Genomic DNA, 21578 nt, shown 5'->3' on the forward strand with positions numbered 1-21578 from the left:
TATTGTTTATCATAAAAAGATCAGCTGACCGAAGCGGCTGAAGAGATTGCGGCTGCCCTGAATGTTAGTTTCATAAGGATTTTAAACGACATTATGGAACAGACTGTTAGAAAGCAGCAGTCCGAGCTAGCCGCTCTGATTGCACAGAACAGTAATGGAGATGGTGTCCATCCCACAGGGATCGAGCGGTTGTTCTTGTTATGCTCCTCACAACCAACTGCGCCTGTTCATGCCCTGCATGAGCCTTCCCTGTGCATTGTCGCTCAGGGCAAGAAACAGGTAATGTTGGCAGATAATCTCTATGTTTATGGTCAAGACCAATATTTGGTGGTATCCATCGATCTGCCTGTCGTCGGTCAGGTGATTGAAGCAACGCCAACCGTTCCGTATCTGGGCCTGCGGCTCGATTTAGATCCGGGAGAACTCAGCACACTGATGATGGAGGCAAAACTAGACGCTCCCGGTAACCAACCACTAAAACCGGGCTTGTCTATTAATCCTGTTAGCCCCCAACTGCTTGATGCAGCAATCAGACTTGTACGGTTGTTGGAAACACCTGAAGATATTGCCATCCTCGCACCTTTGATTGTTCGAGAAATTCTCTACCGTTTGTTATCAGGCGAACACAGTGCTATATTGCGACAGATTGCTTTAGTCGATAAACAACTCCAAGCAATTAGTAGAGCGATTAACTGGCTTAAATGGAACTACGAAAAACCATTTCGGATCGATACGATCGCTCGTGAAGCGTGCATGAGTCCCTCGTCCCTGCATCATCACTTCAAGTCAGTCACCACCATGAGTCCTTTGCAATATCAAAAACAGCTTCGGCTTCAACAAGCCCGTCGCCTGATGCTGGGGCAAGGTATGGATGCGGCAACAGCTAGTCATTACGTGGGTTATGAAAGTCCCTCACAGTTTAGCCGTGAATACAGTCGGTTGTTCGGCGCACCACCACTGCGTGATATGGCTCGGTTAAAAAGTGGAGTTTTTGGGGATGGGGGATGAGGGGGAAGTTTTTCATTACCTGTGCGTAAATCCTAATTAATTAAGTCTTTGATACTGATTAATGAGGCTTAGAACTCCTTTAATGAGTCTTTGATACTGATTAATGAGGCTTAGAACTCCTTTAATGAGTCTTTGATCCTCATTAATGAGGCTTTGAACTCCTTTAATGAGTCTTTGATCCTCATTAATGAGGCTTTGAACTCCTTTAATGAGTCTTTGATACTCATTAATGAGGCTTAGAACTCCTTTAATGAGTCTTTGATCCTCATTAATGAGGCTTTGATACTTGCGGACGTAGCTTGGAACTTAGCGCCCTGCTCCTCTGCTCCTCTGCTCCTCTGCTCCTCTGCCTCCTGCCCCCTGCCCTCAAAAATTAGAAGCGATCGCACTTAAATCTGGCTCGATGAGTGAGTTTAGGAATGTCCACAATTGCAAATCAGTAAAGTCTGGAATTGCCATAAATGCACCGACTGACTGCAAAATTTGCGGATCGTGGGTGGAGGCGATGCCAATGGTGCGGATATCTGCGCCCACGGCTGCCCGAATACCAGAGGGAGAGTCTTCTAAAGCGATCGCTTCTTCTGCTGTAATCTCCAACTTATTCAGGGCAACTTGGTAGGGCGCAGGGTCGGGTTTACCTGCAATACAATCATCCGCTAAAACAACTGTATGGAAAGCTTCTTTGATCCCCAAAACTTCTAGCATAAATTCTGCATTTAATCTAGGGGCATTAGTTACTAATGCACGTTTTAATTGATGTGCATCTGTCCATGCTAGTAGTTCAGAAAATCCACTTAGCGGTTTGAGATGTGGGGCGAGTTTGCGGAAAAGCGTCTCTTTTTCGTCTGCAAATCTTTGCCCTTCTAGTGCTGATAATTGTGGCAGAATGTCTTTAACAATTTCTGGATTTAGCCTTCCACTAATTCGGGATTTATAAAATGTTTCATCTATTTCTATGCTGTAATTTAACAGCATTTCCTGCCAAGCTCGGTAATGTATAGGGTCAGTGTTGACAATAGTCCCGTCTAGGTCAAAGAGAATTGCAGCCAGCATAATTTTTGGGTAGAATGTAAATAATTGTTAACTTAATTTAAATAGTTTACATTGTTTTTTGTCTTTAGTAATTATTCCTTCGTTAATACGGGGATTGAGGACTGGAGAATAAATTTCAAGAGTCAGAAATTAATCTGCTAAATCCTAAAATCTATACTGGATAGGGCATATAAGGGCAGACAGGTAAAGCTTCAGGGGAAACTGCCGTATAATTGATAACCTTCTTCGTAAGCAAATGGTAGCCGCCACAAACTTTTTTCGCGTTGATGATTTATTAGTGCAGATTTACAACTCTGAAGTCGAAATGGCCGAGGATGTTGCCGAAATCGTGCAAAAGTATTTACAGCAAGTTCTCAAGCAGCAGGATACAGCTGCTGTATTGTTAGCTACAGGTAACTCCCAACTCAAATTTCTTGATGCTTTGATTGCATTGGGTGGTGTAGATTGGTCACGGATTATTCTGTTCCATCTAGATGAATATTTGGGAATTACTGCTGACCATTCTGCTAGTTTTCGGCGTTATATGCGAGAACGTGTAGAGAAGCGAGTTAATCCTAAAAAATTTCACTATATAGAAGGTGATACATTACAACCAGTAACAGAGTGCGATCGCTACACTAAATTATTGCAAGCACAACCGATTGACTTATGCTGTCTTGGTATTGGCGAAAATGGACATTTAGCTTTTAACGATCCAGCTGTCGCAAATTTTCAAGATCCTTACAGCGTGAAACTGGTGAAACTGGATACTATTAACCGTCAGCAACAAGTAAGTACAGGTCACTTTCCGAATTTAGAAAATGTCCCACAGTATGCTTTTACTGTCACCATTCCAACAATTTGTTCAGCTAAAAAAATTATCTGTCTTGCTCCAGAAAAACGTAAAGCGAATGTGGTAAAAGAAATGCTGGAAAGTTATGTTGGTAAAGACTGTCCGGCTTCTATTCTCCGTCAACAATCCCAAGCGACGTTGTTTTTAGATGTTAATTCTGCTAGCTTACTAAAATCAACTTAAACTTATCCACATCCTCAATCTTCCAAGCTAATTATTCGAGCGATCGCTGGAATTGCATGAGATAGTTTTAGTATACAATAAACCTATAATTGTCAAGCGATATTCTATATCCACGCAAATTCTGATACACTTTGTTCTACAAACTTGATGTTTATAGAAGTCATAAACATCTCAAAGTAATGAAATAAAAATTCCTAAATACGCCAGCCATCAAAAATCAGCTTTATATTAAGCGACTGGCGAATCTAGAAAATTTTAAGAGAAGGGTATAAATAACTTAATAGATACCCTCAACATCCTAAAAAGTTCAAAAGTGCTAAATTCCAACACTTGATGCTTCAGCACCCATTGGCGAGACATAATCACGGAAAAGAGTCATCTGTTGCTCAAACTCTAAGAGTTGAATTTTACCAAACAGTGGTTTAGCTTCGGAAGGAAGTTCATAATCAGCAGGTACAGGAATGATAGTGCCATTATCCATCCCTTGAGATAATCGATACCAAAACAGGAGTTTTGTAGTATCACCCAAAGAGCCATATTCACGAGAAATTTCGCTATCCGCTTTATTAATCAAATCACGCTGAACTTGTAATTGTTGTTCGTGAGATAATTCCTTAACTTGATTAAATAAACCTTCAGCTATTTCTGGAGAAACAGTACTGGCTCCAGGAGCGGCTGGAGTAATTGAACTCCCCATTTCTTTATAGATAAACCAAAACAAAGCAAGTTGTTGATCTACATTTAAATTTTGCCAAGCTTGAACGTGTTCACGAATAGTTGGATCGTTGGTTTGTGTAGATGTCATGATTAACTCCAAATCGCAATTATTTATTTATTCTTAAAATGTTATCAAATGTACATTTGCAGTTTTACCCTACTGAAGACAGATGTCTTAAAATCATAAAGAAGATCGTTCAAAGCCAAAATAATGCTTGGCAAGTGCCAAATGAAAGAGTTAGCAATTATAAGTCTGTTGCCAAATTCAAAGATTATTAAAAGGTATTTCCTTGGATAGATGTTAGCTTAATTATAATAGTGGATAAAAAAGCACTACTTATTAATCTTTGAAATGGCTCAATTTATCACTTACGCATTGACAGAAGCAACCAACTGTGAGTTAAATATTGTTGGATGTCTCTGCATTGTAATCCTCTTGTAGGTGAGTTACTGCCTCCAGTCAAACCAGCAGGTCGCAGCCTCTAATAAGCCAAAGCAAGGGTAAACAAAGTATAGTTTTGAGTCTTTGGGGTTCTTCGAGTTTAATAGTAATCAAATGGACGTGAAATTATAATACACAATAGGGGTATACAGCTAGCTGTACGCCCCTACTAAGAAACCTATATTTAATGCAATTGACGAAACGCTACAATCTCTCATCAGTAAGGGTGAACGCTTTACCCAAATATTAGAAGAGTTCGTTGGTTAGATACCAGCCTTCCTAATATTACTCATTTATGGGCGAAAAGTTATTAGTACTTACTGCCAAGTAAAGATTGGAATGCATTTAACGTCGAACTTAGTTAAGGATTTTTTTGCCTGTTTGTGCTGCACTTTCCCCGACATCATTAGCAGTTTTCTCAGCACCTTCTACGTAGCCAGATCCAAATTGTTTAAAGGCTTCTGCTGACTCTTCTCCAATCTTTTTAAGTCGCTCACCAGGAGCACCTTCGGTTTCACGAGCTTCTTTATTCCATTCCCCGATTGTTCTCGGTCTTTGAGAATCATCTTGCTGTATCTGTTCGCGAACCCTTTCTTTTAAGCCTGTGTTACTTTGCCCAGGAGCAACATTCGTCGTCAGCACTAGAAACCCAACTATGACGACAGCCAAAAAACCTTTTATTTGAAGTCCTTTAAGGAGGGAACCGATCTGACTAATAGTCCTAGAAATCAAATTTATCATGCTGAATTAGTTTGTTTTTTGGAGTACAAATAAAGATTACCTATAAAAAAATAATTATCCTTCTAACAAAAGGCATATCTCAGTTATGAAACATCTCAGATGAGACTATACCAATCATCCGCAAGTAAATCAACTAAATCAAACCATTCATAGAGGTGAAAAAGAATCTAGAAACTTAGCAATGCTAGCTCTCTACAAGGGTTCTGGATAAGGCATATTTAATTTCGCCAGATGTGTATTAACTGCAATATTTAGTTAACCACGATATTTTTCATAGATTGCTTGATTTTGACATCACCCAAGCGGTATAAATTGCTGTACTCACTTTTGCTTGTACACAAAATAACCGCAAATCACTCACAACTGGTTTGTGGTTGCCTAGAGCAAAAGGTCGATAATTAGACAAAAAAGCTGATTTTGTCTGGGAATAAGGCTTTGAAGACCATTGATAAAAATTGACGATGTGAGAAAACGGTTGAGATTAGCATAAATTTCCAAAATTCATCCGAAAAAAAGCATTTTAATGCTCAATAATAGCTTTTTTATCAGTATTACTCTTTGTTTATAAATCATGCTTGAGATTCCTGAGGCGGCTAAATGTAGCACTAAATACATTTTTAATACAACATTTGGTTTTAAATACAGATAGAAATAAAAAAAACATATATCTTTGGTTGTAAAAATTATCAACCTTAAAAGATAGATGCTTATGGATAATTCCTCAATAGTTACTAATAACAATCAACAGTCACACGACTTTTAGGCTAGTACACTACACTGTGGCGGAAGTTTGCCTACCTTAAACAAGTTGCTTGAACAATTTGTCTAGTTAATTAAGATAGTAGCTGGATTTCTGCTGTGCTGTACTAGAGGCATTGTTTATCTGACTGAGTGAATTTATATTATAATCCCTAGATATTTGAAGGGCTTACAGACGAAAAACTACTCGACATTTTTCCTTAACACGAGAACTGCTTCAGGTGAAAAGCCAAAGGATGAAATACTGGATAACGAAATTAGCAATCTGTATAGTATTACTGTATAGCTTGTTGCTATCAAATGATTATGCAGGAGCAAACCAACTTTCAAATACTTCTAATATTAATGTACAGCAATTAAATGCACTGCCAATAGTTGAAAACGTAGCAAGTACTGACAAAAATATTGCTGAGATTAAAAAGGAAGATTTTTGCCGATTTAATGGGATTGTTAATCGGATAGATAAACTAGAAGGAATTTTCACACTTTATTGCAGCGAGGATTCGGGAAAAGTTTTCTTAGAACTTAAGCCAGAACAGCTAAATAAAAACTACCTAGCTATAGTGACATTGGAATCAGGCATTGGGGAAAGTGGGATTTATAGTGGATTACCTCTTTCTGATTTTATCTTTTACTTCCGAAGAATAAATAATAGATTGCATTTTGTTGTGCGTAATGTAAAATTCCGTACAGACAGTATACCAGAACAGCGATCGCTTGCTCGTTCATTTAGCGATTCAGTTCTTTATTCACTCGAAATAGCCACTATCGATCCCAAAAATCAAAATATTCTAATTAATCTGAATGAACTGCTAATGCAGGATTTTCCTGGATTAACTCCTCTATTAAAATACTCTTTACAAGCCGATTACCGCTTAGATGCACGCAAGTCATATTTTGGTGATGTTAACAGTTTCCCAGAAAACATAGAGATTGATTCGATTTATGGTTTTTCATCACTAGAAGGCTCAAATTTAATCACCGTACCCGATAGTAGGGCACTCACTCTAAAGGTACACTATAGTTTTTCTCAGTTGAGAGAAAACAATGGTTATATTCCCAGACTTGCCGATGATAGAGTTGGATATTTTACTACTGCTTTCCAAGACTTTTCTGATAATAATGCTCGCGAATCATTTGTACGTTATATTAATCGCTGGCATCTAGAACCATCCAATCCTAGCGCCCCTTTATCTTCACCCAAAAAACCAATTGTGTATTGGATTGAAAATGCTGTACCACTAAAATACCGTGATGCGATTCGTGAAGGCGTTTTGATGTGGAACAAAGCATTTGAAAAAGCCGGATTTCAAAATGCTATTGAAGTGCAGCAAATGCCAGATGATGCTGATTGGAAACCAGCAGATGTACATTACAACACTATTCGCTGGTTTAATTCTTTAGATGCAGGTTTTGCCAAAGGTCCGATGCGCGTCAACCCATTCACCGGGGAAATATTGGATGCAGATATTATTGTGGATGCCAATATGGTGCGTTTAGTTCAGCAAGAATATCATGCATTAATGGAGGCAAATTCATGTCCAGAAAAGATGAAAGGACATGAAGACGCGGGTAAATATCTGGATAGATTCTTTGCATCATCTTCCTCTGCTCTGTTTTTCTCCTCTGAGTCCTGCTATGGTATGGAGTCTTCAAATCAAGCAGCTATGGGGGCGCTGGCGTTGTCAATGTTGCCAAACACTACACCTAGTAGTGAAAGCATAAAGGAGTATGTACATCAATATTTGCGTTCTCTTATCGCTCACGAAGTCGGGCACACTCTGGGTTTGCATCACAACTTTTATGGTAGCACCATGTTAGCGCCACAAGAATTAAATAATACTGAAATCACTCACACCAAAGGTTTAGTAGGTTCGGTGATGGATTATGTACCTGTGAATATAGCACCACAGGGAATACAGCAAGGTGACTATTTCCCCGGAGTTATTGGGCCTTATGACGAATGGGCAATTGAGTATGGTTATAAAAAATTTCCAGCAACAGGACTTAAGGTAACGATTCCAGAATCAGAAAAAAGTTTTTTAAACCAGATTGCACTAGCGTCGCCTCAACCAGAATTATCTTACGCAACTGATGAAGATATCTGGGATATCAATCCTTTGGCAAATGTCTGGGATATGAGTAGTGATGTGCTACTTTATTCACAGTGGCAAATGGATAATGCTCGTTTTATGTGGCAGCGTCTTGATCAGGGTTATCTATCGAAAAGAGAAAGCTATAGTAACCTGCGCCTTAAATTTAATGGAGTACTTAAATATTATTTTCGGAACGCCACTTTGCTTTCTAAATACATTGGTGGACAATCGTTTCGGCGTCTCCATACCAGTGATGATGCTTGGGCATTTGTACCAGTTTCACTTTTAAAACAACGTCAAGCATTGACAAAGTTGCAAGAGTATGTATTTGCGGAGGATGCTTTCAGCTTTTCACCACAATTGCTCAATCAACTAGCACCATCGCATTGGGGAGACTGGGGTAGTTCTGCACCTAATAATCGCCTTGATTATCCAATTCACGATCGCATTTTGAGTTTTCAAAGTGCGATATTGCGATCGCTATTAGACAGTGATCGCCTGAATCGTTTACAAGATATAGAATTAAAAACTCTGCCTGGGGAAGCACTTTCCATTCCAGAACTGTTCGACACCCTGCAAACAGGCATCTGGACAGAAGTTTTCGCCCCAGGAGAACCAAAGCCAATTTCTAGCATCCGCCGTTCATTGCAACGGGAACATCTGAATATTTTGTTACAGATGATGTTGGGTACTACTAATACACCTGAAGATGGTCGAACATTGGCTTGGTATAAACTGCGCCAACTGCAAAAAGCAATTGATGTCAGACTCAAACAACTTGGTGAAAGTCTTGATATTTACACCTTAGCTCACTTAGAAGCTTCTGGCGATCGCATTACTAAAGCATTAAACGCGCAGTTCCTCTCTAGGTAGCCACGATACTCCTAAATGTACATAGCAAAGTAGTCCTCATAAATTTCAGTATTAGTTGATAGCGTTTTTTCTACTTTTTCACGATCTACATCAATCGCCAAACTCGTACCATTGCTCAGACTCCCTTCGAGCATGAAATCGCCACAGTATTCGTTGGCGGGTACGGCTTCCTTCATCTTCTTGGGAAAACTCAAACCCAGATGGCTCATGATTGCGATAAATTGATCGCGGCTGCGATTGGCAAATCGGGGATTGAGGCGTTTTTCTTCACCAATAGTAGAAACAGTGCGCCCTTTATAGTCATGGGCGGGATAAACCAGGGTGTCCTCTGGGAGAGTAAATAACTGTTGCGTCACTGTCTCGTACAGAGTACCCGCATCGCCCGATTGAAAGTCTGTGCGTCCACAGCCGCGAATCAACAAGGCATCCCCCGTTAACAAATGGGTATTGTTGACTAAATAAGCCAGATGTCCGTCGGTGTGCCCTGGTGTAGCGATCGCCTCAATCCGCACCGCCCCCACAATTAAGGTTTCGCGATCGGCAAGGGAGTGATCCGCAGACCTAGCAGTGGCATTTTGGGGCACCATCACCTGACAACCTGTTTGCTGTCTCAGTTTGCCAGCACCAGTGATATGGTCAGCATGGATGTGAGTTTCTAAACAGTAGCAAAGACTCAACCCCAAGTCATCCAGCACTTGTAAATCACGGTCAACCTGCTCCAATACTGTATCTACTAGCACCGCATCTTTAGTCTGACTGTCCGCAATCAGATAGGTGTAGGTGCTAGATTCTGGGTCAAAGAATTGGCGAAACAATAGCGTTGACTGGGCTATAGCGGGTCGAAGGTCGCTATAGTCTTGTTCAGCGGCGCGAGAAATGGGCGAAACGGGACGTACCCGCACCGGTAAGGACTGCAACACCGTTGTCGCCAATGCCTGGGCCTGCTCACGCAGTTCGGGAACAGCGATCGTTTCCCATAAATTGCCTTTGCGGGGAGTGCCCAAGGTATAGAGTAGGCTTGAACGTTTGCCCTCAGCATCTAATACAGCACCATCGGGGGTAGTATCCAAACCCAAGCCAATATCGTTGGGGTGGATCAATCCCTGAGTGCGTAAATTGGCAATTAGGGATTGAGGCGATCGCTGATAATTTGCCTGTACCCCGGTGCAATTCACCACGCGGCTGACTTGCAAGACCTGATTCCTTTGCGTTTGGCGCTGGCGAAGGGTCACTGCCACGGCCTCAGATGCCGCTTCATAACCCTGAATGCGCCCTGCGGTAATAGTTAGTTGCCCAGAATCCAGCATTGCTTGGACAACCTTGCCAATTTTGGGGGCAATTCGATGGCGATGTACATCCCAATAGGGGGTGAGATGGCGCAAAAGCCGTTTTTGCTCCACGCGGGGCAGTTGTTGCCAGAGTTGCTGGGTGATCGGACGCAGGGAATCAATCACCGAGCGCCAGTTGTAGCCCTGCACTGCTGCCGTTTGCACCTGACTGCGAATGCGCCGCAGCAAGCCGCGAACTGTTTTAGGCGCGGTGTCTGGGGTTAAAAAGGCGGGGTAGGGTTTAGTCGATTGATGCGGTAGCGGAGACAATCCCCGGCGAGAGACGGCATAAATTTTGCCCCGATGGTTGCCAGCGTGGAGTGACACTACCATATCCACCATCGTCAGTCCAGTGCCAATCAGCAATACAGGCGCATCAGGCTTCAGTTCTGCCAACGCCTCGGCTGACCAGGCATGACGTAGGTAGGGGGTGTCATTGTCCTCAGAGGGTTGCGATCCAGGAGGGGCGGAAGGTGCGTTTCCCAGTGCTAGTACAATTTTGTCTGCCACGAAAGTACGGCTGCTACTCAAGGAGACGATCGCGCCTTTGGCTTGTGGCTCCACTGCCACCACCTCATCGATGACGCGCTCTAGCCGGACGTTACTCGATGCCGTGGCTTCAGCTTCCTCCAAAATCGACTGGATATAAAGCCCGAATATCTGACGGGGAATAAAGCTGCTGGCATTCAGATCACTAGGCAGAAATGTTCCTAACTCACTGCGGTTGTAGTTTAACCAGCGCAGCAGATGACCGGGATCATCGGGAAAGGCACTCATCTTGCCTGCGGATACATTCAGCAAATGGCTGATGGTGTCCGTACTGTAGGCGACTCCCTTGCCAATGTCGTGACTGCGCTCAATCAGCTTGATCAACAGGGGACGGTTGGCAGTTTTTAACAGGTGAGCCGCTACTAGAGAACCACTAAAGCCAGCACCAATCAGCGCGATCGTCGTGCTTGAAGGATGTGCTATCAAGACATTAGAATCCATCACAGTGCTAAATAGAGTGTATGGTGACTACTTTCTCAATCAGACTTTTGCCGACAGTGGTAAAAGTAAATTTGTTCATTGAACAATATACCTATCGGTTTTTTGGTGTATGATTCCAGTCTCCTTTATTTTAACTAGATTGCTTAACTTGACTATGGTTTGACTATGAAAATTTGTCCTAACTCCTAAAGATACCGCTGCAATAAACCAATAAAAACTTCTGGTATTTCCAAATGAGGTAATATTCCGGCATCTGCGATCGCATAAAAATCTCGAATTGCCCTGGGATTTAAATTTGCCAAGCGTTGTCCTAATTTGATGTCAGTAAATTGTGCTTTTTCCCCCCAAAAAATGAAGGTGGGAACTGTTAGTTGTTGGATATATAAACTCAGATCAAAGTAAAGATCGCCTCGTAAAAATGCCAAAGCCGCAAACTTAGCATTAGGTTGTTGTGCCGAGGTTAAATAAGCCTCCACCATTTCTTGAGATACTCGTTGTGACTTAGCAAAGAGAAAACTTTGTAAAAAATTTCGGACCGCAATTTCATTTTCAGCACCAAGCAGATAAATAAAATTGTCCAACAGAGGCGCATTGATTACCGAAAGCGGAAGTCTGCGTCCAGCACCCTGCCCAAAATCATCAAATCCAGAAGGGGAAACCAAAAACAGTGATTTGAATAAATTGGGTTGAACAATAGCTAGACGAATAGCAAAAGCGGCTGTGAGAGATGAGGCTACCACTGTCACCGGCTGGCGACAAGTTTGGATGATAAACTCTGCGATCGTACTGAGATAATCCCTAATTTTATAATCCCGGACTGGATGGGCCGATTCTCCCCAGCCGATGAGATCGGGGGCTAAAATGTGGTAATTAGAGGCAAAAGCCGGGTAAACTTTAGACCATTCATAAGCAGACGCTCCCCCACCAAAGTTATGGAGAAATAGTAATGGGGGTAAATCTTCAGTGTCAGCAATCGCCCAAGGTGCATTCGTTTGGGTATAGTAAACCATTGCCCCCAAGAATGTATGGATGACTTTATGTCCAAAGCCAGGAGGTTGAAACTGAAGCATAAAATTAAAAAGTTTAGTTTATTTGAATTTGCACACAGTCAAACTAATTCAGGAATCAAAATACATTTGTCTGAATAGTTCAAGAATCAGGAGAACATTTGATGAATCAATATATCAATTACACTGGATTCCTGCTAAATTATAGCTTTTGACTCTTGGGTGCTGAATTATTGCAATTCATAATTCATAGTTTACCCTTGTTTTTTATCGGCATCTCCTGTGATTTGAACGAGTTGATGGAGGTTATCACCACTAATATGATATGCTCCCCCAAAACCAACTACAAAACGACCTTCACTTGGAGTTAGCCGGAAAATCCGAAAGTCAGACAAGCCGCGCAAAACCTCGACAATTTCACCAAACCGCCCTTGAAATTGCTCAACAATTTGATTCCACTTGTCAGTTTCACGCTCTATCAAAGTTGCCGTACAATCAAAACTCAAACGACGACGGGCAAAAATTAGATTACTTTTAGCTTCATCCTCGATAAACAAGACACTAACATGAGGATTGGCATAAAGATTTTTGGTATGAATCGAAAGACCGCTGACGTAAATGTAGATATTTTTGGAATCATCCATTACAAAGGGAGCATAACTAGCATTGGGTATTGCTTGTGCGCTCACAGTGCTAATAATTACACTCTCCAATGCTTCAGGAAACTTTTCATACTCAGCTTGAATGTTTTCAAGTTGACTCATAAGTAGATTACCGCTTGATTAGGAACACCTAATAAAGTATCTTAACGTGATTGAGCGATGTCTAGGATGGGCTACAGCTACGCATGGAATCCCCAAAAAATAAAAGCGATCGCTCCCTTTAACTCAAGAGCGATCGCTAATTTTTGAATTACAGAATACAGCTTAAGCAGCAACAGGTTCCAACAATTTAATGTCAGAGAAAATAAATTCCTGAGTAGAAAATTGTCCTGCTGTCTCGGTGCGAATCTCCCGACGATTTAGGATGAAATAGTCACCAACTTTTTCATACTCATCAATAAATTCGCTTCTACCGCCTTTCTGTTCTCCAGTTTTGGGGTCATGGTACACAGAGTCATAGGTACGGGATAGATAACCTTCCCCGGTGTCGTGACTGCTGAAGGTGTCAATAGTAACAAAAGTACCGTGGATTAGACGGTGAACATGGCAGACTTCATTATTGCGGACTTTGTATTTATCGCCTTCAGCCTTACCACCCATTAAAAGCTCAACAGCACCAGTTTCGTCAGTTTTACCATAGCTAAACGTATTGGCGCTGTGGGTGTCTTCAAAGCTGCGGCGGATGCGGTGAATTGCTATCTCCCAGGCTTGACCATGAATTGCTTTCTGGGCTGACTCGTCATCTACATCCAAAACTTCGGCTTTGAGATTGGCACTGATGATAACTTTGCCTGTAAACACTTTATCATCATGCTTAAAGGTAATATTTGCGGTATAACCAGGGAAATTATTGTCCCAAGTATAGCGGTTTTCATAAGCAGCCCGGAAAAGTTCCTGAGCAGAGAGTTGTGTAACTGTCATGTGCTTCTCCTAGTCGCTACTGTGATTAGCGTTTTAGTTTCCTTGGTATTAGCATAGAAGTAATTGTTGAGGCTTGGATAGTCCCCAACTGGGTACACTTATGGCTAATTCTCTACACGCTGTATTTCATGCGATCGCTAATGTCCAGAATGAGCAAGAGTTAAGACTTGCTCTCACGGATCAAATTAGCGAGCATTTTGGCGTGCAAAATTGGGGTATTTATCTCCTTGATGAGCAGCCAACCACTGAAATTAATGTTCCAGGCATTCCGGCAGTATGCTTAGAGAGCAATCCAGTGGGGCGCTATGTGGTTGAGCGTCATGCTCCCGCCCATGAACAGTTATTATTATCGCCAGGAGACTGGAAGCATTTTTGTTCGCGTTCTGACCACGAACACGTGATGACTGGGCCAATTGTTTGCGATGGTCGTCTTGTAGGAACGCTTAACTTGGCACGTGACAAGGGAAATCCTGCCTTTAATGGCAACGATTTAGCTGACTTGAGCGCTTTATGTATTCATTTGTCAGCAAAAATGGCAACCTTACGGACAAAACCCAAAATATCCAATTCCCTTTTAGTAAATCCTTTAACAGCGCGTGAGTTAGAAATTGCCGAGTTGGTGGCACAGGGGTTAACGAATGCGGAAATCGGAGAAAAACTTTGGATTACGCAAAATTCCGTCAAACAAGCTTTGAAGAGGATGTTTCGGAAGTTGAAGGTTTCGGCGCGTGCAGAAATGGTGGCAAAGCTACAAGATATACAAGTTTCTTGAAGGAGGTGGGGGGCAGGGCTTTTTGGGCTTTCTGCTTAGATTCGGGAATCTATAACTAATTAGCCGCAGATGATATGAAAACTTTAATTCTGGGTATCAAATCCAGTTTTAAAAGAAGAATTGTATTCAGTAGAGTGTAGCGAGATACAATTCTTCTTACTTTAATCTCACGCTTTTAAACGTGGGTTATTCCTGCCTTGTGCCTCCTGCCCCCTGCCCCCTGCCTTTTACCTTCTGTTAAAAAGACTCTAACTGATGGTAATCTAAGATTGTAGAACCAAATTCGATAAAAACTTTTGTTTTTGACAGTTTTCTTTTTTGAACAATAGTAATATAAGTCGTGGATAAAGTCTTTGACAATGTAAGACTTGGTTATGATTTAAGTAAGTTCTAGAGAACTTAGTTAGTTTTTTTAACAGGAGAAGTAGGGTGCTTAACAACCTTCATCAGTTATTATCTCCCCGGAAGTGGGGAATTCCCCTCGCGGGCTTAGGCTTACTTCTCGGTTTGGGCCTTATATCCAAGCAAAACCAAGTAACATCATTTACAGATTCTCGATTCTCATCGGCTCAGATTCACAAAACCTCCGAAAACTCTCTTTTGTCGCAGCTTAGAAAAGTTCGAGAGCAAAGAAGTCAACTTAATGCGGCTTCTGGAGGCGGAAATACAGCACCTATAATTACAGCACTGGTTCCAGGCGATGGGGGAACTACAAAAAGCGCAAGAGTTTTACCAAAAGCAAATTTTCCTGTAAAAGATGGGATTTACCTCTATGGTCAATCCCCAAAACCCAACCAGCTTGGTCAAGGTTATATCATATTTCAAAAGCAGCAGGACAAGGTAAGGGGTGCGTTGTATATGCCCGAATCAGAGTTGAATTGTTTTCAGGGTACAATCAACCCATCAGGAGAATTGGCAATGACGGTTAATACTTCGTCAAATGAAGCCAATTCTGAGCAATCCAATCAGGTAGCTACAAGCAATAGACTGCCCCAGGTTAGTGATGATGAGTCAAATTCTTATGCTTACTCCCTGGCTCTGCAAGACTTTTATCGGTTAAATTCGATCGCTGCTAGCGATCGCCGCACGTTACAAATGTGCAAGTAATCTCCAATATCTTAATTATGTCCTTTTAGACTAGACACACTCAAGCAGCTTTTTAGAATGAAATCGCCCTGAGTGTGTTATTAAGCAATCTTCAGTAGTTTTCTAGTACACATCGGCAAAAATAAACTACCCATTCCAAATCGCTCAAAGCTGCGAAATTCGAGCTTTTTGACTTTTGACTTTTGACTTTTGACTTCCGCGCAGCGGTACTAGGGCTTTTTTGCCACCTGTTAAAATCGCTGACCTGTAGTAACTTCAAATCTAAGTTCTCCTCGATCGCTAATTCCTAAGTCACCTCGAATTAGCCCAAAGGATGACTTGACGCGCAATCCTAAGCCGTAACCAAAGCCACTTCCAGGTTTATCTCGTAGCACTCCTGGTTCTCCTAGCACGGTTTCGCTAGACCCGAAATCTGAGGCGAAGTCAGTAAAAAGAACTCCTCCGATTGAGTAAAAAATTGGGAAACGATATTCCACAGAAGCTAAACCATAACTTCGACCACTGGCGACTTTCCCATAACCGTAACCCCTGACAGAATTTAGCCCACCAATATTAAAAGCATTAGCTGGTGGAAAGTTTCCAAGAGTCGTACCAATTTGTAAATTAATCGCCAACATTTCTGGATTGTCAGTTGGTCTACCATTACCTATCCAACTGACTGGTAAATACTGAATATAATCTCCCTGTAGGCGGTTGCTAGAAATATTGCCCAGTCCAATCGGAATTGCTTGTTCTGTGCTGAAAGTGAGGATTGATCCTTGAGTCGGATTTTCTCGGCGATCGCGTTGATCTCTGGATATAGCAAGCCCTACTGTAAATAAGTCATCAATGCCAGTACCGCTCACAGATAAAGGACTCCCTAATCTATCGACCTGTGCGACATTATATTCGCGATCGCGCAAGCTAATTCTGGTATAATTCAAGCTTATACCTGCATCCCACTCATCAAAAGATTTTAAAACTCCTACAGAACCGCCAAACCTTCCCTCACGTACTTTGTCACCGTCAGACAATCTGATATCGTCGTTGAAAGTTCCTGATATATTACGACTACGAAAAGCTCTGATGCTGTAGCCTAAGCGGTTTGGTTCTTCAGGACGATAACGACTAATGAACTGACCATTAAATTGGACATCTTTACCGCTGATTTGCACAGTTGTATCTAATTTATCGTTAAGACCGCTGATATTTTCATCTTTATAACCCACCCGACCGAATAATCCAACATCTTCGTTACTACCGCCTCCTAAAATTAGAGAAGGGAAGTTACGCTCTTTGATTTCATAAATGAGATTAACACTATTGGCATCTTCTTGTCGGTAAACATTGACTTCATTAAATGATTCTAATCTCCGCAATCGTTGCAAGTCTGCTTTTAGTAAATCTTCACGGAATACCTGACCAGGTTTAAGTTTCAGCAGACCAATGATGAAATCTTTTCGAGTTCGTCCTTTGATCGGCTGACCTTTTTCATCGAGTAATTGATCTTTGTTATTAACAAAACGAATCTGGATATCTTTGATAATTCTTTGGGAAAACTCGACAGACTGGTTATCGACTGGAGTTAATCCAATATAATCACCATATTTTGCATACTCTCCCTCTATCTGTAATGTCGGTTTTGTTGCCACAATACTAGTGCTATCTTCAGTAGAAGATTGCGAGTCTGCAACGGCTTCTAGATTTTCTCCAGCTATTAAGATGACTGCGATCGCAACTACAGCTATTTGAATATACATAAATAAAGCTTTGTCATTACCCACATTTTGACAACAGTTAAAGATTTGATAACTAATCAAGCGGACATGATATCAAAGCTTTCTTTCTTCAGTAACTAATGTCAAACTAACCCATTCGCCTTTCTCGTTATAGCTGCGAATCATCCTTTGGCGAAGGTTTGGTTGGATTAACCAACCCGCTTCTATAAAAAATGGTTGGCGTAACTGCACTTTGACAGGTGATGTTGCAGAAGCGCCATCTGGTAAAAATAATACTTGCACCTGCTTTTCTGGGTTTTGGTCAAAGAGAACAATCGGGCCTTTGATGGTAGCAGTTGAGGTAATAGTGCGATTGCTAAAATAAGTACTTTGAATTAATCGCCCAGCATCATCAAGTTGTAATTTTAAGGTTGTAGAGTAAGTATCAGGCGATCGCCAATCTGGATATATTGTTACTGCTTGACCTTGCCATTCTCCCAACAAATCATTTATCTGCAAACTTGGACGTTCTGCTGCTGGGGTTCCAGCGAGATGTTCTCGAATTAAAATTAATTCCTTTAGCTGACCAGTATTATCAAACAGTTGCACCAGACGCAAGCGCCGATTTTCACGAACAAAAGCGAGTTCTCCACCAAATTCGGAAAATGGCCCTAACTGAATTAAACCTTCAGAAAATGAACCATTTTCAAAAAACAGCAGACCCCCTCCCACAGAATTAAATTCTCTGATTATATCTTGTCCCGAACGGCTCAGAGTTAGCCGCACTTTCTGGCTAGTGTTCAAATGTTCTAGGGAAAGACAACTAGGAGTATCATTCAAAAGTGTTCCTTGGGGAGAAAAATTTGTAAATGAACCTTCCCAAACACCGAGATTCTGCAAAAAACATTCCCATTGTGATTTCATAGTGATTTTGTCATTTGTCATTTGTGATTGGTCATTGGTTATTGGTCATTGGTCATTTGTGATTTGTCATTTGATTAGCCCTGATAAGTTGATATGTAGGTTTAATTTCATATTCGTTCAAGCAAAACTTCAGTTATTCTTTTAAAATTTTGAAAATTTTGAGTTCAGAGGTCGAAGTTCCGAGTTCAGAGGTCGAAGTTTCGAGTTCAGAGGTCGAAGTTTCGAGTTCAGAAGTCGAAATTCCGAGTTCAGAAGTCGAAATTCCGAGTTCAGAGGTCAAAATTTCGAGTTCAGAAGTCGAAATTCCGAGTTCAGAGGTCAAAATTCCGAGTTCAGAGGTCAAAGTTCCGAGTTCAGAGGTCAAAGTTCCGAGTTCAGAAGTCGAAGTTCCGAGTTCAGAGGTCAAAATTCCAAGTTCAGAAGTCGAAATTCCGAGTTCAAAGGACAAATGACAAAGGACAAATGACCAATGACTATCCTTTAGCAAAACGTCGGACAGCAAATAAGCTCCCCATTAATCCTACACCTGCACCGAAACCCAAAAGAATCAGAGGCAATAATAAAATTTCTGCTGGAGTGAGTTGCACTCTGTTGGTGATGACTTGGATAAACTCAGGTTGATTGACTAGTAACTTACCGAGAAACTGTTGAATTACAGAAATGAAACTCCAGGCGATCGCACCACCAACCAAACCAAAGGCAATTCCTTGTAAAATAAACGGGAGGTAAATCCAAACAGAAGTCGCTCCCACTAGCTGCATAATTTCAATTTCCTGGCGACGCGCCATGACAATCAGCTTAATTGTGGTGGTAGTCACTGCGATCGCTGTTAAAGTCAGAATAATCGTAATTGTTAAACTAATCCAGTTCAGACCTCGGTGCAACTGGGCAATGCGTTTAACCGCTTCATCGACATACTGCACCGTCTCAACTCCTGGTAATTTAGCCAACTGCGTTGCTAAGGTTGGCACAACTTGAGAATTACGCGCTTTCACCTTCATTTCATCAACCAGAGGATTCTCACCTAGCTGCTGGGTAGCACCCTCAATATCAGAAATTCTCATTTCCTTAACTAACTTAGTCCAAGCTTCTTCTTTGGTAATAGTTTTTATCGCCGCTACCTCTGGCATTTTTGCGATTCGTGGCTCAATGCTTTCGATTTGCGTATCTGCTTCAAGATAAACTGATATTTCTAGCTGGCTACCAAACTGATAAAGGAGTTTTTCAACTTGCCAAGAGGTTTGCAAACTCAAGCCAAATAAAAACAATAACACTGTTACAGTACTTACAGCTGCCCAATTCATCCAACCTCCCCGCAGTAAACCGAGGAAAGTTTCTTTGAGCAGATAGTCAAGTTTCGTGAAAGATTTAAACACACATCACCTCAAAATTTGAACTTAACGCCAAGGCACTAAGTTCAGCTTTTGCGTCTTTGCGTCAATAACACTACTATTTATAGTCAATGGTGCAAAGTTTGCCAATACATCAGCTTTTATCCATTGCTACTACCTTCCTTTGTCCTCCTGCTGTCTCGACCATTTCCCTAATCTTTATACCATTTCCCACAGATTCATTATTGCTTTTAACAGTTATTGATAATAATTGACTAGTCCGCCACAGCGTAAATAGAGCAACCATTTAAAATCCCTAAAGAGCTTATTCAATAATACTTTTGACTTTTGACTTTTGACTTTTGACTTCCGCCTTGCGGTACTAGCTGTTCTGCTTCCTAAGCAATTTTACTGTTCTTTAAACTTGACTTCCAAAAAGGGGGGAAATAGTTTGGTAATTATACGATGTTTTTCTCTGAAGTTCGGAGTAATTTGGTAGGAGCAACAGATTGATTAAAGGAAAGTTAAACTATGAGCTTCTTAAATAAAGCCAATTTGGGCAATACCTTATTAAACCAGATTCGCTCTCAGCTTGAGTCCGTAGAAATACATAATTATAATCTGGCCAGACTATTGTGCAAAATAATTCCTTCCAATTGCCCTTTTGAAAGAACAGTTAAAGTTTTCGGTCGGACTCTGCTTCAGATTCCACCTTTATGTAAATTGAATCCTCTCTATGAACAGATAGTTGTTCTTCGTTTTAAGTGTTTATTATATTTAGTCAATGAATGTGGTGAGGATGCCAGAAAATATTGTTAAACATAGGTTTCTACCAATAAAAAATAGATTGGATAAATATTTTTACCAAGAAAAATTGTATAGAAATCCTAGTTGCAATCAGATGTGAATACAAAATAGGCTAGCGAACGACTTATAATCGATTTCACATTCGGTGAGGCTCAGAAGCTTTAAAAGTACTGTTTAATAACCTCAGCCTCGATAATATTATCACTCCAAGTATATGCAACGTGACTTCACAAGAATTATTTTGGAGATTGATACTACGTCTAAGAGGATGTTTAAAAGTATTATTGCTAACAACGTAACCCCCTTAGCAAGCCTTCCTGACAATGAAATAAGGGTTTGACAGCCTCTCCCCCTTGGCATCAGCCTGCCGTTAGGCAAGCAAACAGAGGAATGGCAGCTGGGTTATTTGGTATACTCTAGGACTTTTTAAACATCCTCTAACTGAGATTGATAGAATGAAAATAGTAGGAATTTGCACCATCTAGCCATCGAGACTCATGCCCTCTGAAATTGCTGTCGAGAAAAAAAAGTTAAAAAATCCACCTTTGGAGCTTCATTATTTAGGCGATCGCGTGCTGCGTCAAGCTGCAAAACGGATTTCTAAGGTTGATGACGAACTTCGCCAAATAGTGCGCGAAATGCTGCAAACTATGTACAGCAAAGATGGCATTGGTTTGGCTGCGCCCCAAGTGGGAATTCACAAACAATTAATTGTTATCGACCTGGAACCAGAGAACGCAGCTAATCAGCCTTTAGTGTTGATTAACCCCACCATTAAACAAGTCAGCCGCGATATCTCTGTTGCCCAAGAAGGATGCTTGAGCATTCCCAACGTATATCTAGACGTAAAGCGCCCCGAAGTCGTAGAAATTGCCTATAAAGACGAATACGGTCGTCCCCGGACATTAAAGGCTAATGACCTCTTGGGACGCTGCATTCAGCACGAAATGGATCACCTTAACGGCGTGGTATTTGTAGACCGTGTAGAAAACTCCTTGACTTTAGCCCAGGAGCTATCTAAGAATGGCTTCTCGTATCAAGCGGTGAAACCAATAGCATAGGGGGGCAATAGTGTATTTAACTCCAAAAAGCAGTTTATTTCTGGGTGGTTCTTGTGTAAGTGCGATCGCCGCCGTCGGCTCGATTTTTGAACTCGGTTACGGACAACCAGATTTTGGTGTCACAGCCACGGCAATTATCCTGGTATTAAGCATTCCACTCACAGGATTATTTTTCTTTGCCGCAGTGAAGGACGCAAGGGCTAACATTAAATAAGCATCAGGTACATAAAAAAGGTAAAAGGATGAAGGAAAAAGGCAAAATTCATT

At 41.3% G+C, this 21578-nt stretch carries 19 protein-coding genes; 9 read left to right on the forward strand and 10 right to left on the reverse strand.

The window, feature by feature from the left end; translation table 11 throughout:
- Positions 1-93: 93 nt before the first annotated feature.
- On the forward strand, positions 94-1008 hold the full coding sequence (locus NLP_RS24870) for an AraC family transcriptional regulator (protein ID WP_104908659.1): 915 nt from the start codon (positions 94-96) through the stop codon (positions 1006-1008).
- Positions 1009-1374: 366 nt separating this feature from the next.
- Here the strand turns inward: NLP_RS24870 and NLP_RS24880 are convergent, their stop codons facing one another.
- Positions 1375-2061 (reverse strand): HAD family hydrolase, encoded by a 687-nt coding sequence (locus tag NLP_RS24880; RefSeq protein ID WP_104908660.1) that lies wholly within the window; start codon positions 2059-2061, stop codon positions 1375-1377.
- Between the two features lie 235 nt (positions 2062-2296).
- Here NLP_RS24880 and NLP_RS24885 point away from each other — a divergent pair, with 235 nt between their 5' ends.
- Positions 2297-3076, forward strand: coding sequence for a glucosamine-6-phosphate deaminase (locus NLP_RS24885; protein WP_104908661.1), 780 nt, complete (start codon positions 2297-2299; stop codon positions 3074-3076).
- Positions 3077-3392: 316 nt separating this feature from the next.
- Here the strand turns inward: NLP_RS24885 and NLP_RS24890 are convergent, their stop codons facing one another.
- Together NLP_RS24890 and NLP_RS24895 are read right to left on the reverse strand one after the other, a co-directional pair.
- Positions 3393-3881 (reverse strand): orange carotenoid protein N-terminal domain-containing protein, encoded by a 489-nt coding sequence (locus NLP_RS24890; RefSeq protein WP_104908662.1) that lies wholly within the window; start codon positions 3879-3881, stop codon positions 3393-3395.
- Between the two features lie 711 nt (positions 3882-4592).
- On the reverse strand, positions 4593-4976 hold the full coding sequence (locus tag NLP_RS24895) for a hypothetical protein (RefSeq protein ID WP_104908663.1): 384 nt from the start codon (positions 4974-4976) through the stop codon (positions 4593-4595).
- Between the two features lie 995 nt (positions 4977-5971).
- Between NLP_RS24895 and NLP_RS24900 the strand changes: the two genes are divergently transcribed.
- On the forward strand, positions 5972-8704 hold the full coding sequence (locus NLP_RS24900) for a zinc-dependent metalloprotease (RefSeq protein WP_104908664.1): 2733 nt from the start codon (positions 5972-5974) through the stop codon (positions 8702-8704).
- An 11-nt stretch (positions 8705-8715) separates the two neighbouring features.
- Here the strand turns inward: NLP_RS24900 and NLP_RS24905 are convergent, their stop codons facing one another.
- The 4 genes from NLP_RS24905 to NLP_RS24920 all read right to left on the reverse strand — a co-directional run bounded on the left by NLP_RS24905 (position 8716) and on the right by NLP_RS24920 (position 13612).
- The gene (locus NLP_RS24905; protein ID WP_199784684.1) at positions 8716-11022 is read right to left on the reverse strand and encodes an FAD/NAD(P)-binding protein; all 2307 of its coding nucleotides are present in this window, start codon (positions 11020-11022) and stop codon (positions 8716-8718) included.
- Between the two features lie 185 nt (positions 11023-11207).
- Positions 11208-12092 carry an alpha/beta fold hydrolase gene (locus NLP_RS24910; RefSeq protein WP_104908665.1) on the reverse strand — a complete coding sequence of 295 codons (885 nt, stop codon included), beginning with the start codon at positions 12090-12092 and terminating at the stop codon, positions 11208-11210.
- A gap of 191 nt (positions 12093-12283) precedes the next feature.
- Entirely contained in the window at positions 12284-12793 is a 510-nt protein-coding gene (locus NLP_RS24915; RefSeq protein WP_104908666.1) for a HugZ family pyridoxamine 5'-phosphate oxidase, read from the reverse strand.
- A gap of 162 nt (positions 12794-12955) precedes the next feature.
- Entirely contained in the window at positions 12956-13612 is a 657-nt protein-coding gene (locus NLP_RS24920; protein WP_104908667.1) for a DUF3386 domain-containing protein, read from the reverse strand.
- 100 nt (positions 13613-13712) lie between these two features.
- On the opposite strand from NLP_RS24920, the gene NLP_RS24925 reads away from it, so the two are divergent.
- Positions 13713-14384: a LuxR C-terminal-related transcriptional regulator gene (locus tag NLP_RS24925; protein WP_104908668.1), complete on the forward strand. Its 672-nt coding sequence runs from the start codon at positions 13713-13715 to the stop codon at positions 14382-14384.
- Between the two features lie 429 nt (positions 14385-14813).
- The gene (locus NLP_RS24930) at positions 14814-15491 is read left to right on the forward strand and encodes a hypothetical protein (RefSeq protein ID WP_104908669.1); all 678 of its coding nucleotides are present in this window, start codon (positions 14814-14816) and stop codon (positions 15489-15491) included.
- Positions 15492-15721: 230 nt separating this feature from the next.
- Here NLP_RS24930 and NLP_RS24935 read toward each other — a convergent pair whose 3' ends face one another.
- The gene (locus NLP_RS24935; RefSeq protein ID WP_104908670.1) at positions 15722-17230 is read right to left on the reverse strand and encodes a BamA/TamA family outer membrane protein; all 1509 of its coding nucleotides are present in this window, start codon (positions 17228-17230) and stop codon (positions 15722-15724) included.
- 72 nt (positions 17231-17302) lie between these two features.
- The gene (locus tag NLP_RS24940; RefSeq protein WP_104910028.1) at positions 17303-18112 is read right to left on the reverse strand and encodes a DUF3598 family protein; all 810 of its coding nucleotides are present in this window, start codon (positions 18110-18112) and stop codon (positions 17303-17305) included.
- Between the two features lie 158 nt (positions 18113-18270).
- Between NLP_RS24940 and NLP_RS33560 the strand changes: the two genes are divergently transcribed.
- A complete protein-coding gene (locus tag NLP_RS33560; protein ID WP_158680522.1) occupies positions 18271-18564 on the forward strand; it encodes a hypothetical protein in 294 nt (97 codons plus the stop codon).
- 21 nt (positions 18565-18585) lie between these two features.
- On the opposite strand, the gene NLP_RS24950 is transcribed toward NLP_RS33560, so the two are convergent.
- Positions 18586-19488, reverse strand: coding sequence for a cell division protein FtsX (locus NLP_RS24950; protein ID WP_104908672.1), 903 nt, complete (start codon positions 19486-19488; stop codon positions 18586-18588).
- Positions 19489-19974: 486 nt separating this feature from the next.
- On the opposite strand from NLP_RS24950, the gene NLP_RS24955 reads away from it, so the two are divergent.
- The 3 genes from NLP_RS24955 to NLP_RS24965 all read left to right on the forward strand — a co-directional run bounded on the left by NLP_RS24955 (position 19975) and on the right by NLP_RS24965 (position 21525).
- Entirely contained in the window at positions 19975-20262 is a 288-nt protein-coding gene (locus NLP_RS24955) for a Mo-dependent nitrogenase C-terminal domain-containing protein (RefSeq protein WP_104908673.1), read from the forward strand.
- Between the two features lie 485 nt (positions 20263-20747).
- The gene (gene def, locus NLP_RS24960; RefSeq protein WP_104908674.1) at positions 20748-21311 is read left to right on the forward strand and encodes a peptide deformylase; all 564 of its coding nucleotides are present in this window, start codon (positions 20748-20750) and stop codon (positions 21309-21311) included.
- Positions 21312-21321: 10 nt separating this feature from the next.
- Positions 21322-21525 carry a hypothetical protein gene (locus tag NLP_RS24965; protein ID WP_104908675.1) on the forward strand — a complete coding sequence of 68 codons (204 nt, stop codon included), beginning with the start codon at positions 21322-21324 and terminating at the stop codon, positions 21523-21525.
- Positions 21526-21578 lie beyond the last annotated feature (53 nt).

The organism is Nostoc sp. 'Lobaria pulmonaria (5183) cyanobiont' (genome assembly GCF_002949795.1).
Lineage (GTDB): Bacteria > Cyanobacteriota > Cyanobacteriia > Cyanobacteriales > Nostocaceae > Nostoc.

Excerpts from the sequence above, each read along its gene's own strand:
- NLP_RS24870 (WP_104908659.1), top strand. The coding sequence starts at position 94 with ATGGAACAGACTGTTAGAAAGCAGCAGTCCGAGCTAGCCGCTCTGATT.
- NLP_RS24880 (WP_104908660.1), bottom strand. The coding sequence starts at position 2,061 with ATGCTGGCTGCAATTCTCTTTGACCTAGACGGGACTATTGTCAACACT.
- NLP_RS24885 (WP_104908661.1), top strand. The coding sequence starts at position 2,297 with ATGGTAGCCGCCACAAACTTTTTTCGCGTTGATGATTTATTAGTGCAG.
- NLP_RS24890 (WP_104908662.1), bottom strand. The coding sequence starts at position 3,881 with ATGACATCTACACAAACCAACGATCCAACTATTCGTGAACACGTTCAA.
- NLP_RS24895 (WP_104908663.1), bottom strand. The coding sequence starts at position 4,976 with ATGATAAATTTGATTTCTAGGACTATTAGTCAGATCGGTTCCCTCCTT.
- NLP_RS24900 (WP_104908664.1), top strand. The coding sequence starts at position 5,972 with ATGAAATACTGGATAACGAAATTAGCAATCTGTATAGTATTACTGTAT.
- NLP_RS24905 (WP_199784684.1), bottom strand. The coding sequence starts at position 11,022 with ATGGATTCTAATGTCTTGATAGCACATCCTTCAAGCACGACGATCGCG.
- NLP_RS24910 (WP_104908665.1), bottom strand. The coding sequence starts at position 12,092 with ATGCTTCAGTTTCAACCTCCTGGCTTTGGACATAAAGTCATCCATACA.
- NLP_RS24915 (WP_104908666.1), bottom strand. The coding sequence starts at position 12,793 with ATGAGTCAACTTGAAAACATTCAAGCTGAGTATGAAAAGTTTCCTGAA.
- NLP_RS24920 (WP_104908667.1), bottom strand. The coding sequence starts at position 13,612 with ATGACAGTTACACAACTCTCTGCTCAGGAACTTTTCCGGGCTGCTTAT.
- NLP_RS24925 (WP_104908668.1), top strand. The coding sequence starts at position 13,713 with ATGGCTAATTCTCTACACGCTGTATTTCATGCGATCGCTAATGTCCAG.
- NLP_RS24935 (WP_104908670.1), bottom strand. The coding sequence starts at position 17,230 with ATGTATATTCAAATAGCTGTAGTTGCGATCGCAGTCATCTTAATAGCT.
- NLP_RS24940 (WP_104910028.1), bottom strand. The coding sequence starts at position 18,112 with ATGAAATCACAATGGGAATGTTTTTTGCAGAATCTCGGTGTTTGGGAA.
- NLP_RS24955 (WP_104908673.1), top strand. The coding sequence starts at position 19,975 with ATGAGCTTCTTAAATAAAGCCAATTTGGGCAATACCTTATTAAACCAG.
- def (WP_104908674.1), top strand. The coding sequence starts at position 20,748 with ATGCCCTCTGAAATTGCTGTCGAGAAAAAAAAGTTAAAAAATCCACCT.